Raw genomic sequence first — 13,084 nt, forward strand, 5'->3', positions numbered from 1 at the left:
TATTGAGGCTTTTTTTATTACTATAAATGTATTTTACGTTTTACAAAAAAGAAATTATTTACTCGCAAATAATTTAACGTCTTGCTCGCTAACTTCCGCTGCTCCTAAAATGATTAATCTTTCGACCACATTTCGAAGTTCTCTAATATTACCAGTCCAATCGTAATCTTGTAATAATTTTATGGCTTTAGCCGAAAACACTTTATGTATTGCTCCTTGCTCTTCTGCTATTTTTGCCGAAAAATGATTTATTAGTAACGGAATATCGTCACGTCTATCATTTAACGCTGGCACTTTGACTAAAATAACAGCCAGTCTGTGGTACAAATCCTCTCGGAAATTCCCCTCTTCAATTTCCTTTTTTAGATTTTTATTAGTTGCGGCAACAATACGTACATCTACTTTTATATCCTTATCACTCCCCACACGTTGAATGCGACTTTCCTGTAATGCTCGTAACACTTTTGCTTGTGCTGACAAACTCATGTCTCCGATTTCATCTAGAAAAATGGTTCCTCCATTTGCGGCTTCAAATTTACCTGCTCTATCTTTAGCTGCACTTGTAAAAGCCCCTTTTACATGTCCAAACAACTCACTTTCTATTAATTCTGAAGGGATTGCAGCACAATTAACCTCTATCATTGGTCCTTTTGCCCTTGTGCTTTTTTCGTGCAACCAATGCGCCACTAATTCTTTTCCTGTCCCATTAGGTCCAGTAATTAAAACTCTTGCGTCTGTAGGCGCTACTTTATCTATAATGTCTTTGATTTGAGCGATAGCATCACTATCTCCAATCATTTCGTACTTTTTACTAACCTTTCTTTTAAGAATTTTATTTTCTACAACTAATTCTTTTCGGTCTAATGCGTTACGCACCGTGTTTAATAAACGGTTTAAATCTGGCGGCTTTGAAATATAATCAAAAGCCCCTAAACGCATTGTATTTACAGCCGTATCCAAATCTCCATGACCAGAAATCATGACCATTGGAATTTCAGGTTTTATTTTTTTTACTGCCTCCAAAACCTCAACACCATCCATTTTTGGCATTTTTATATCGCACAAAATTAAATCGTAATCTTCTTTTCTTACTTTATTAAGTCCTATTAATCCATCCTCAGCCTCTTCGACTTGATACGTATCATTTTCTTCAGATAGAATTTTAACTAACACTCTTCTAATTGCTGCTTCGTCTTCTATTACTAATATTTTTGGCATTATATTTTAAATTTAATTCCTGTTCTTAAATAAAACGCATTGACATTATCTAATTTAAATACGTCTTCTCGGTTTTCATCTCTCAATCTATTATTCATACTTAACGTATAGCCTGTGTAAGCATACCAAACTAAATGATCTGTAAAGCAATACTCATAGCCTAAACCTGCCAATATTATAGATAACGACACACTATCGGCTTCTTTTCCATCAATAGAAAAACGTTCCTGTGTGTTTGCAAAATACCCATCAATACCAACAAAGGTTTGAATAATATTTTGTTCATTTATAAAATACTTTAAGTTCGTCTTAGGCACACCTAAATTATAGGACCATTTTTCATTTACACGACGATAATAACTCACAAATGGTAATGGCAATGGGATACCTGTTGTACTGTTATAGGTTAACCCTAAAATTAAACGGTAAGGTTTTTTTATACTCTTATCCTTCGTTTTATCATGTATAGCATAAACGCCTCCATTTAAAAACAAATCATCTCCACTAATTTCATGTCTCAATGTAGATGCTAATCGTGGTGTTATTTTAGCGCCTAACCTCCAATTTTCGGACACTTTAAAAGTATAGCCTAAATTAAAATCCAAAATATGTAAACGTCTTAAATTAGACGTTGGAAAAGGGTAACGATCTTCTAAATTTAGTGTTATTCGACTATAGTCCCCTCCAATCAGTAAATAGCTATCTTCTTTAATTTTAATTGGATAGTTTAATGCAAAACGAACACGGTCAAAACTATCTTCCGAATTATTTTTTGGTATGTAAGAATATTCTAAACGCGCTAAATCTGTTAGCTGTGCGTTAGCACTATACACCCCACTAAATAGTAGAATGACAAGTAGGACTAATTTAAAATGTTTCTGCATAAACGCTATTAATTATCTGATTGAAATTTTTTCTTTTTGTGTATTGTCTTGAATAATATGTATATCTCTTTGTGGAAAAGGAATTGAAATATTATTTTCTCTAAATAGTCTATCTATTGCAAACCTAATTTCACTTTTAGGTATTCTTGCATTAAAACTATCTTCTATAGTAAAAGCAACTCTAAAGTTTAAAGAACTATCTCCAAAGTCTGTAAATAAAACAGCGGGAGCTGGTTGTTTAAATACAACCTCACAAGACTTAGCAGCTTCAAGCAATAGTTTTTTTACTAAAGTTACATCACTACCATAAGCCACACCAACATCTACACTTTCTCTAGTAGTAGATCCATTTTGTGTCCAATTATATAAACTGTTAGTTAAATACAAATGATTAGGTATCACCAATACTTTATTATCTATTGTTACTGCTCTTGTGGTACGTAGTTTAATCTCTTCTACACGACCAACTTTACCATCAATTTCAATAATATCACCCACATGTACTGATTGGTCTATTAATATAAAAACACCTGAGATAATATCTTGAAATAACGTTTGTAAAGCTAAACCAACACCTATTAATAAAGCTGCGGAAGCTGCAAAAACCGCTGTAATATCAATCCCTAAAGAGTCTATTACAACCATAAAAACGATGGCATAAATAATCCAACGTGCAAATGAAAAAACAGTTACAAACTTAGATTTATCGTCGTCTGACAACTTATGAGTAACCAAATTTCTTACCCAACGTAATATATATGTTGTCAGTATAAGTACTAAAATGACAAGTAATAGGTTTTTTACTTTTAAAACACCTGTAATATTTTCCTGAGCATTAGTAAACGTATAAATCTTAAAGTTTAAAAACTCCACGAATTTTTCCCAAATGGAACTATCAACAATAGCGTCACCTAAATTCTCAACACTTTCACCTAGTTTACTAGAAGCTTTACCGTCTTGCATTTTATTACATTATTAATATCTAATCCATTTTAATAACTCCTTATACGTCGGTTTTTTTCCATACATTAAAATACCAACTCTATATATTTTTGCTGCAAACCAAACGGTTCCCATGAATGTCGCAACTAAAATCAATAAAGAGACTACTTGTTGCCAAATTGGCACACCAAACGGAATCCTCATTAACATAACAACAGGAGATGTAAACGGTATAAACGAAAATATAGTACTTACTGTCCCATGGGGATCTTCAATAACCGTAAACATCCCTACATAAACAGCCAAAATTAACGGCATTAATATAGGTAACATAAATTGTTGTGTGTCAGTTTCATTATCTACAGCTGCTCCAATTGCAGCGTATAATGAGCTGTATAACAAGTATCCACTAATAAAAAATAGTAAAAAAGCAATAACCAAATTAGCTAAAGGCAAATTATAAAAGGCTGTAAATAAACCTTGCATCTTCATACCTGCATCTGGGTTATCCATTGCTTGCATCATTAACTCTTGTTGTGGTGTTTGCGCTTGCGCGAAATCTATACCAAAAACCGCAGAAACGACAGTCAATAAGACACCTCCTAGAATGATCCATATTACAAATTGTGTAATACCTGCCAAAGAGGTTCCGATGATTTTACCTAACATTAATTGTATTGGTTTTACTGAAGAAATAATAACCTCAATAATTCGGCTTGTTTTTTCTTCAATTACACTACGCATAATCATGTTACCATAAATTATTATAAACATGAATAACAAATAACCCGCAGCTCCCCCAAACGCTAACTTAACAACACTATCAATTTTAGAAGATTTGACACCAGAAAAATTTTCTTGCGCAATATCAATTCTAATTTTAGACGCTTTAATAAGTGCAATATCAATTCCTTTTTGAGCCATATTACGATTAGTAAGCTCTTTTTCTACTTTATCTTCTAAGGAAGAAATTACAGATATGGATGGTGATTCCTCAGAGTAAAACTGAATACTATTGTTAACATCATCAAAATTTTCGATTTTATTAATATGAAGTAAACCGTAATCCCCTTGCTCTTCAACAATCGATTTTGCATTGTCAAGTGTTACTCCTGACAAGATATTATACTTTGTATTATCTGTATCCGTAAATGCTTCTGTTAAATAACCAGACTCGTCTAAAACAGCTATAGTACGTTGTTTATTATTATTCATTTGTGACAAATACATCACAACTGTGATTAACGCAATCATTATTAATGGACTAAGAATAGTCATTATTAAAAACGATTTGTTTCTAACCTTGGTTAAATACTCGCGTTGTATGATAAGAGAAAGATGATTCATAATTAGTTATTCTTTACTGTTTGAATAAAAATATCGCTAGCACTAGGAATGACTTCTACAAAATGAGAAACCTGTCCTTGACTAGTAAGATAGTTTAATAAATCGTTAGCGGTTTCATTTTCTGACAACTTTACATTCAGTTTTAAATCATCACCAAGCGTTTTAAACTCTGCTGGAGTTACACTAAATTTATTAGTTAATTCCTGTTCCAAATTACTATTGTTTGGATTTATCCCAATCTGAAACGTATTGGTTTTATATTGGCGTTTAATATCCATTAAATTACCATCTAACACTTTATTTGATTTGTGTATTAAGGCAATATGATCACACAATTCTTCCACAGATTCCATACGGTGTGTAGAAAAAATAACGGTTGCCCCTTCGTCACGTAATCTCAAAATTTCGTCTTTAATTAAATTTGCGTTTATAGGATCAAACCCAGAAAAAGGCTCATCAAAAATCAACAATTTAGGCTCGTGTAAAACAGTCACTACAAATTGTATCTTTTGAGCCATCCCTTTGGATAATTCTTGTATTTTCTTATTCCACCAATCTCCAATTTCCAGTCGCTCAAACCACATTTTAAGTCGTTTTTTAGCCTCTGCCTTATCCATTCCTTTTAATTGCGCCAAGTATAATGCTTGCTCTCCAACTTTCATAGATTTATATAATCCACGCTCCTCAGGTAAGTATCCAATATCTCTTACATGATGATTTTTAAGAGGCTCTCCATCTAATAACACATGTCCAGAATCTGGCATTGTTATCTGGTTAATTACTCTAATTAAGGTTGTTTTCCCTGCCCCATTTGGTCCTAACAAACCAAAAATACTGCCTTTAGGCACAGTTATAGATACATTATTAAGTGCTGTAAAGTTTCCAAAATTTTTAGATACTTGATGCACCTCTAAAAGGTTGCTCATAGATTTTTATAATTGATTAGCATGGCTACTTATAGCACGCTTTGTAAATATAGAAAATGTTAAAAGAGTAACGTTAACGATTTTAGTATTTTTAACTAGGTGTATCAATTTTATTATTACATTTTATGCTTTGAGAGAACTATATCAGAGGTATTCTGTTAGATTTAAGTAATATCACGAGTATATTTCAAGTAATGAAAACCAATAATCACTCCTTTAACTTTTAGAACTCAACCTAAGTTGGGATTAATCCTAACCACTCCCTTTTGTTGTTACGTTAGGCTACAAAAATAAAGGTGTCATTAAAAACAAAACCCACCCTTTAAATAAATAAAGGATGGGAAAAAATTGCTATGAAAAAGAAAAATTACCACTAGCTGAGCTAGCGATAAATCAAATATAATATTTTTTATTAAACTAAGATGTTAAATGATTTAAATAGTTAAACAAAAAACAAGAAAATCCGTTATAATTAACGGATTTTCTTACTAAATAAACACTTTATAGATTTGTTTCAATTAAGAAAACATGTCTTTTACTTTTTCAAAAAATGACTTATCACTGCGTTCTGGCTTAGGAACAAAATGTTCATCTTCACGCATACTTTCAAAGAAATCTTTTTGTTTTTTGTTTAACGTTTTTGGTGTCCAAACATTAACATGTACTAATAAATCTCCTTTACCGTAACCATTTATACTAGGAATACCTTTTCCGCGTAAGCGTAAAATCTTCCCAGACTGCATTCCTGCTTCTATTTTAATACGTACTTTACCTGTTACTGTATCTATTTCTTTAGAGTTACCTAAAATAGCATCTGGCAAACTAACGTATAAATCGTAATGTAAATTATCACCTTCACGTTGTAAAGACTCGTGTGCTTCTTCCTCTATTGCTACCAATAAATCTCCAGAAACACCATTTCCTGGTGCTTCATTACCTTTTCCCGACACTTTAAGCTGCATACCATCAACGACACCTGCAGGAATGTTAACAGGAATAGTCTCCTCCTTAGCAATCATCCCTTGCGCATCAGCCTCGCTTGGTTTTTTATCTATAGTTTGTCCAGCACCACTACACGTTGGACAAGGCGATGCTGTTTGCATACGCCCCAAAATAGTATTGGTCACTCTAGTCACTTGACCAGCACCATTACATGTGCTACAAGTTTTGTAAGTTGTACCAGGCGCTTGAACTTTACGTTTTACTTTAATTTTCTTTTCAACACCATTAGCAATCTCCTCTAATGTTAACTTTAAACGCACACGAAGATTACTACCTTTTACACGACGTTGTTGTTGCCCTCCAAAGCCAGAGAAACCGCCTCCACCTCCGAAGCCTCCGCCTCCAAAGATATCTCCAAACTGACTAAATATGTCATCCATATTCATTCCGCCACCATTGAAGCCACCGCCACCGCCGCCATTTTCAAAGGCTTGGTGTCCATATTGGTCGTAACGTGCTTTTTTATTTTCGTCGCTTAATATTTCATAAGCTTCTGCTGCTTCTTTAAATTTAGATTCAGCATCCTTATCATCTGGATTTTTATCTGGATGAAACTCGATTGCCTTTTTACGGTATCCTTTTTTTATTTCAATTTGTGTTGCCGACTTGGTTATACCTAATATTTCGTAAAAATCTCTTTTAGCCATACTTATATTATTGTCCTATAATTACCTTAGGAAAACGTATAACGGTTTCACCTAATTTATATCCTTTTTCTATAACGTCAATAATTTTACCTTTTAGATCCTCTGTAGGTGCAGGGATTTGCGTTATTGCCTCATGATGATCTGCATTAAACACATCCCCTTTTCTGACTTCTATTGTCGCTAATCCTTTTTGTTGTAAAGCATTTAATAGTTTGTTATAAATTAACAAGACTCCTTTACGTAACTCCTCTGCTTCTTTATCATCATCGATATGCAATAAGGCGCGTTCAAAATCATCTAAAATAGGTAACATTGACACCATTACATCCTTACTAGCCGTCTGAAACAACTCAACACGTTCTCTTGACGTCCGTTTTTTGTAGTTTTCAAACTCTGCAAAAAGGCGTAAAAACTTATCCTTTTCTTGCTGTAAGTCTGCTTTTAATTGTTCTTCTGGAGATAGTTGTTCTACAACCTCTTCTTGTGTTGTATCTGTATCTGCTTGAGTTGAAGTTGTATTTACTTCCTCTTCTATGTCTGTTTCTTTTTTACTTTTCTTGCTCATTGTTGTACTTAATTTAAAATACTGTAATTGAGATGGCAAAAGTACTGCCATTACTATAAATAGTGCCAAAATGTCATTATTTATTTTAACTATTATTTAATTAGTTTCCATGGAAGATTATTTATATATTTGCATTATAAATCACTAAAGACTAAAAAACTTATATCATGAAAAAAATTGTATTAAATCTTTTTGCTGTAGCCATAGTAGGATTAACTGTTGTTGGTTGTAAAAGCGATGTTAAGGAAGCAAAAACTGGAGACGTTGAAACTGTTGTTGAAAACAATGAAGCTGCTAAATTTAAAGCAGACCCAACAAACTCTATGATTGTTTGGAAAGCAAACAAAATTGTTGGTGGACATGAAGGAACTATAAACGTCTCTAATGGTGTTGTTGAATTTGAGGGTGATAAATTAGTAGGTGGAAGTTTTATGTTTGATATTAATACTATCAAGTGTACAGACATTCCTGCTGATGATGAAGCTAACGGAAAATTAATTGGACATTTAAAAGGCGCTGACTTTTTTGATGCAGAACAATTTGCTACTGCTGCTTTTGAAATAACTAAAGTAGACGGTAAAAATGTAAGTGGTAACTTAACAATGAAAGGTATCAAAAAGAATATAACTTTTCCTGCAACTGTTGTTGTTACTGGTGATGACGTAACTTTATCAAGTGATACTTTTTCAATTGACAGAACAGAATGGAATATTATGTATAATTCTGGAAAAACTTTTGACGCTGCTGCATTAGGAGACAAAGTAATAAAAGATGATGTAGAAATAAAAATAATGGTTAAAGCTAAAAAAGCTTAAAACACGCCTATCAATTAAAAAAAAGCCACAACAAATGTTGTGGCTTTTTTTGTTGTTATAAATTTGAAATATTACTTTAAATTATCATCAACTCCCCATTGATCTAAACTTCTTAAAATAGGCTCCAAAGAGCGTCCTCTAGCACTCAATTTATACTCTACTTTTGGCGGAACTACAGGATAGATTTTTCTAGTAATAAGACCATCTTTTTCTAGCTCTCTAACAGATTGTGTAAACATTTTATTTGAAATCCCAGAAATATGCTTCTGTAATTGTCCTGAACGCAAGGCGCCACTCAATAAGTGAAATAAAATAAGAGGCTTCCATTTAGTCCCAATCAAATTCATGGTATAATTAAGCGGACAATAATTCTTTTCGATCATTTTCTATATATAAATAACACATAATAAGCATTTCACTCTTTTAGTACAGTATATTACTTTTTAGTAAGTTATTGCCAATACTGCAAATATAAAATATCTTTGTAGTCTAAAAAAAATAATATGACAGATAAAAAAAATTATCCAAAATCTTTTTCTCATATTGGGATTACGATCCCTGACATAAACAAAGCTGTTCAATTTTATTCTGAAGTAATGGGATGGTATATTATTATGGAACCTTCTAAAGTTAAAAAAGAAAAAGAAACAGCTATAGGCCAGATGTGTATTGATGTCTTTGGCGAAGATTGGGAGATGTTTGAAATAGCACACTTAGCAACTTCTGACGGAATAGGTATTGAATTATTTTCTTTTCCACATGGTGTAAAACAAGCCCCAGAATTTAATCCTTTTAACACCGGACTCTTTCACTTTTGCGTGCAAGACCCCAATATTGAAAACCTTATTGATAAAATTGTCTCTTATGGAGGTAAACAGAGAATGCCTATTAGAGAGTATTACCCTAAAGACAAACCTTTTAAAATGTGCTATGTAGAAGATCCCTTTGGAATTGTTTTCGAAATATACACACATAGCTATGAGTTAACCTATTCTTCTGGCGCTTACACAAAATAAAGACTATATACAAAAAAACCATAGCTGACACTGTGGCTTTTTTTATTTAATTTTATCAGAACAAAACTAAGAAACACTATACATTCATTATTCTATAGGAAAATCAAAATATTGATTTCTAAAAGGCTCTCCTCTTAAAGTAAAATGCCACCACTCTTGCGAATAGTTTCTAAACCCATTGGTCAACATGACATGTTGTAATAATTGTCTATTAGCCTGCTGCTTTTTAGTCAGATTTTTATTATCGACCCAAGATTCGGGACCAAAAAAATCGAAAGGACTTCCCATATCAAGTGCTATACCAGTTTCTAAATTAATAATTGTTAAATCCAAAGTACTACCACTACTATGTCTGGATTTTGAGGCGATATATCCTTGTTTAAAAAGATTTCGTTTTTTAACGTTTGGATAAAACTGTCGCTTCTTTAGCGTGTCATTAATTTGCTTTGCCCAACGTACAAAATGATTTACAGCACGTTGCGGTCTATAAGCATCATAAATTTTAATACCTAAACCTTGTTTTTTTAGTGTGTCTTGTACTTTTTTTAAGGCTTTTGCTGCCAAGTCTGTCATAATAACAACCTCCTTATTATAGCCATCTATTTGCGCTCCAACAAAATTGTTATCGTTACAATATCTTAGCTCAACCGCTAAATCATCAATAATATCTTGTGCATATACAAAGCCTTCACGCAATTGTGCAACACAAGTAGTTGTAATAAATAAGAGTAAAAATGCTAAGCTAAACTTCATGATATCTAAATTATAGGCTAAATTTATAAAATAAAAATCTAACTATGACTTATCCTTGGCATCTTTATGTTTTGTCTACAATATATGTATTTGCAGGAATCATGCATTTTATCAAGCCACAACTGTATTTACGTGTCATGCCTCTTTATTTACCTAATCATAAATTACTAATATTGTTAAGTGGTATAGCAGAAGTTGTTTTAGGTATTTCTGTTTGCATTCCAATACTAAAAAACATTGCCATTTATGGTTTAATAGCAATGCTTATTACGTTTTTAATGGTTCATTTTTATATGCTATCTAGTAAAAAAGCATCTGCAGGAATACCAACTTGGGTTTTACTACTTCGTATTCCGTTACAATTTGTACTAATGTATTGGGCATATTATTATTTAAAATTTTAAATATGTTATTTTCTGAAGAAATAAAACTAAACTTACCAGATGCAGAGATTAGCTATTTCCCTAATTTTTTCAATTCAAAAGCTGCTAGCAAGTATTTTAATTTACTTCTAAATGACATACCTTGGCAACAAGATGATATCACAGTCTTTGGAAAAACCTATGCTCAGCCAAGATTAACCGCGCTATTTGCCAATAACGATCAACCTTATAGTTACTCTAATATTGTCATGTATCCGAAAAGCTTTACTTCCGCTTTAAGCGAAATAAAAAACAAAATAGAAATTAAAACTGCGACTACATTTACAACCTGCTTAGCTAACTTATATCGCAATGGACAAGATAGTAATGGATGGCACGCAGATAATGAGAAAGCTTTAGGGCTAAATCCTACTATAGCATCTATAACCTTTGGTGGTGAGCGCTACTTTAATCTAAAACATAAAGATGATAAGTCACTAAAACACAAGTTATTGTTAGAGCATGGTAGTTTACTTGTAATGAAAGGTACTACACAACATCACTGGTTGCATCAAATTGCAAAAACTAAAAAAGAGGTTAAACCAAGAATAAATTTAACTTTCAGAATTATTAAATAATGGTTTATAGGAGATTTATATAATCGTTGCACTTGTAACAAAATACTATACCTTAGATTTAACTTATAAAAACATAAAAGCCAAGGTCCCTCAACCTTGGCTTTTTGCTATTTTACATTTAGGTTATAAAAACTTAATAATGCAAATATTAATTAATTAATCCATTGAACTAAAAAGTATGTAATTTCTAGTACGCCGCAAATTTAAAACTTATTATAAATATTTAGGTCAAAAACATTATTAATCGATGAAATACACTTAATTTTAACATTAACCGATTAAAGATCTATAAAATCGATTAAAAACAAGAGTAAATAGAATATTATTCGGTATTTATTACCATAAATTAAATGTAAATTTGAGTAATTAAATTCAGTGTTTTATTTGACCCAAATAGTTTAAACATCTTTATATGAAATTATACGCCTTAGCCTTTCTTACTTTTATATCTGTAAATGTCGTAGCACAAGACACAAACTATTCTAGCCAAGAACTTACAATAACTAGATATATTAATGGGACACTTTTAATACCTAACACCGATAAAACTTTAAATTTAGCTATAATCATAGGTGGATCAGGACCTACAGACAGAGATGGCAATCAAAATTTTCAGAAAACTAATGTTATTAAGAAACTAGCCATAGGGTTAACAAACAGTAATATTGCTACCTTTAGATTTGATAAACGTATTGTCAAACAAATACGAGAGAATAATGTAAATAATAATATAATGTTTGATGACTTTGTGTCGGATGTCAAAGCTGTCATTACCTATTTTAAAAAACAAAACAAATACAAAACAATATACATTGTTGGCCACGATCAAGGTAGTCTAGTTGGTATGTTGGCAGCCAAGGATAATGTCAATGGTTTTATATCTCTTTCTGGATCTGCTTTAAGCATTGACAATGTTATTTTAGAACAAGTTGAAAAAACAGCTCCACAATTTACAAAAGATACTAAACGGGTTTTTAAAATTTTACAGACGGGACAAACAACAACCGATTACCCCGTAGCGCTCTCCTCTATTTTTAATATTGAAACACAACGTTTTATAATGAATTGGATGCAATATAATCCAACAACTATCTTAAGTTCTTTAGATATACCCATCCTTATTATAAACGGAACCAAAGATTTACAGGTTAGTGAAGCTGAAGCTAAATTACTAAAAGAAGCCTCTCCTAAAGCTGAATTAAAACTAATAAAAGACATGAATCACGTTTTGGTAACCATTGAAGGTGACGATTTAGAGAACTCTAAGTCTTATAACGAGTCGCAAAGACCTTTAGCTTTAGACTTACTAAATAGTATCATCTCTTTTATAAAAAAATAAACACTTTAGAGTCTCTTTTATAAATAGAAAAAGCACCCTAAAATAGGGTGCTTTTTCATACTAACCAACCAATGTAATTTTTACTCGTTTCTGTTTAGGTAACCACACCTAGTATTAGAAAGTCAACATATATAATTACAATACTAATAATACAATTGTCGTGCCAAAATTAAATTACTAACACAAACCATTGTTAAAGGTTTACTAAAATTATTAAATAGAAAAAGCACCCTAAAATAGGGTGCTTTTTCATACTAACCAACCAATGTAATTTTTACTCGTTTCTGTTTAGGTAACCACACCTAGTATTAGAAAGTCAACATATATAATTACAATACTAATAAAGCAATTGTCGTGCCAAAATTAAATTACTAACACAAACCATTGTTAAAGGTTTATTAAAAGTATTAAATAGAAAAAGCACCCTAAAATAGAGTGCTTTTTCATACTAACCAACCAATGTAATTTTTACTCGTTTCTGTTTAGGTAACCACACCTAGTATTAGAAAGTCAACATATATAATTACAATACTAATAATACAATTGTCGTGCCAAAACTAAACTACTAACACTAACCTTTGTTAAAGGTTTACTAAAACTATTAAATAGAAAAAGCACCCTAAAATAGGG

14 protein-coding genes are annotated in these 13,084 nt (G+C 31.9%); 5 read left to right on the plus strand and 9 right to left on the minus strand.

What is annotated here, in order from left to right; translation table 11 throughout:
• Window positions 1–54: 54 nt before the first annotated feature.
• The 7 genes from E9099_RS02335 to E9099_RS02365 all read right to left on the minus strand — a co-directional run bounded on the left by E9099_RS02335 (window position 55) and on the right by E9099_RS02365 (window position 7,531).
• The gene (locus E9099_RS02335) at window positions 55–1,218 is read right to left on the minus strand and encodes a sigma-54-dependent transcriptional regulator (RefSeq protein ID WP_136582128.1); all 1,164 of its coding nucleotides are present in this window, start codon (window positions 1,216–1,218) and stop codon (window positions 55–57) included.
• A complete protein-coding gene (locus tag E9099_RS02340; RefSeq protein ID WP_136582129.1) occupies window positions 1,218–2,102 on the minus strand; it encodes a DUF6268 family outer membrane beta-barrel protein in 885 nt (294 codons plus the stop codon). Before E9099_RS02340 ends, E9099_RS02335 begins: the two co-directional genes overlap by 1 nt.
• Window positions 2,103–2,114: 12 nt before the next feature.
• Window positions 2,115–3,065, minus strand: coding sequence for a mechanosensitive ion channel family protein (locus tag E9099_RS02345; protein WP_136582130.1), 951 nt, complete (start codon window positions 3,063–3,065; stop codon window positions 2,115–2,117).
• A gap of 12 nt (window positions 3,066–3,077) precedes the next feature.
• Window positions 3,078–4,391, minus strand: a complete 1,314-nt coding sequence (locus E9099_RS02350) for an ABC transporter permease (RefSeq protein WP_136582131.1) — start codon at window positions 4,389–4,391, stop codon at window positions 3,078–3,080.
• Between the two features lie 2 nt (window positions 4,392–4,393).
• Window positions 4,394–5,317: an ABC transporter ATP-binding protein gene (locus E9099_RS02355; RefSeq protein WP_136582132.1), complete on the minus strand. Its 924-nt coding sequence runs from the start codon at window positions 5,315–5,317 to the stop codon at window positions 4,394–4,396.
• Window positions 5,318–5,835: 518 nt separating this feature from the next.
• Entirely contained in the window at window positions 5,836–6,966 is a 1,131-nt protein-coding gene (dnaJ, locus tag E9099_RS02360; RefSeq protein ID WP_136582133.1) for a molecular chaperone DnaJ, read from the minus strand.
• A 7-nt stretch (window positions 6,967–6,973) separates the two neighbouring features.
• Entirely contained in the window at window positions 6,974–7,531 is a 558-nt protein-coding gene (locus E9099_RS02365) for a nucleotide exchange factor GrpE (RefSeq protein ID WP_136585116.1), read from the minus strand.
• A 167-nt stretch (window positions 7,532–7,698) separates the two neighbouring features.
• On the opposite strand from E9099_RS02365, the gene E9099_RS02370 reads away from it, so the two are divergent.
• Window positions 7,699–8,346, plus strand: coding sequence for a YceI family protein (locus E9099_RS02370; protein WP_136582134.1), 648 nt, complete (start codon window positions 7,699–7,701; stop codon window positions 8,344–8,346).
• 71 nt (window positions 8,347–8,417) lie between these two features.
• On the opposite strand, the gene E9099_RS02375 is transcribed toward E9099_RS02370, so the two are convergent.
• Window positions 8,418–8,729, minus strand: a complete 312-nt coding sequence (locus tag E9099_RS02375; protein WP_136582135.1) for a winged helix-turn-helix transcriptional regulator — start codon at window positions 8,727–8,729, stop codon at window positions 8,418–8,420.
• A 120-nt stretch (window positions 8,730–8,849) separates the two neighbouring features.
• Here E9099_RS02375 and E9099_RS02380 point away from each other — a divergent pair, with 120 nt between their 5' ends.
• Window positions 8,850–9,362, plus strand: a complete 513-nt coding sequence (locus E9099_RS02380) for a VOC family protein (RefSeq protein ID WP_136582136.1) — start codon at window positions 8,850–8,852, stop codon at window positions 9,360–9,362.
• 87 nt (window positions 9,363–9,449) lie between these two features.
• On the opposite strand, the gene E9099_RS02385 is transcribed toward E9099_RS02380, so the two are convergent.
• Window positions 9,450–10,115, minus strand: coding sequence for a M15 family metallopeptidase (locus E9099_RS02385; protein ID WP_136582137.1), 666 nt, complete (start codon window positions 10,113–10,115; stop codon window positions 9,450–9,452).
• A gap of 44 nt (window positions 10,116–10,159) precedes the next feature.
• Here E9099_RS02385 and E9099_RS02390 point away from each other — a divergent pair, with 44 nt between their 5' ends.
• From E9099_RS02390 to E9099_RS02400, 3 genes are all read left to right on the plus strand, one after another.
• The gene (locus E9099_RS02390; protein ID WP_136582138.1) at window positions 10,160–10,519 is read left to right on the plus strand and encodes a hypothetical protein; all 360 of its coding nucleotides are present in this window, start codon (window positions 10,160–10,162) and stop codon (window positions 10,517–10,519) included.
• 2 nt (window positions 10,520–10,521) lie between these two features.
• Window positions 10,522–11,115 (plus strand): alpha-ketoglutarate-dependent dioxygenase AlkB family protein, encoded by a 594-nt coding sequence (locus tag E9099_RS02395; protein WP_136582139.1) that lies wholly within the window; start codon window positions 10,522–10,524, stop codon window positions 11,113–11,115.
• Between the two features lie 412 nt (window positions 11,116–11,527).
• The gene (locus E9099_RS02400) at window positions 11,528–12,454 is read left to right on the plus strand and encodes an alpha/beta hydrolase (protein ID WP_136582140.1); all 927 of its coding nucleotides are present in this window, start codon (window positions 11,528–11,530) and stop codon (window positions 12,452–12,454) included.
• Window positions 12,455–13,084: the final 630 nt, after the last annotated feature.

This window comes from Psychroserpens sp. NJDZ02 (genome assembly GCF_004843725.1).
In the GTDB taxonomy this organism is placed as follows: Bacteria; Bacteroidota; Bacteroidia; order Flavobacteriales; family Flavobacteriaceae; genus Olleya.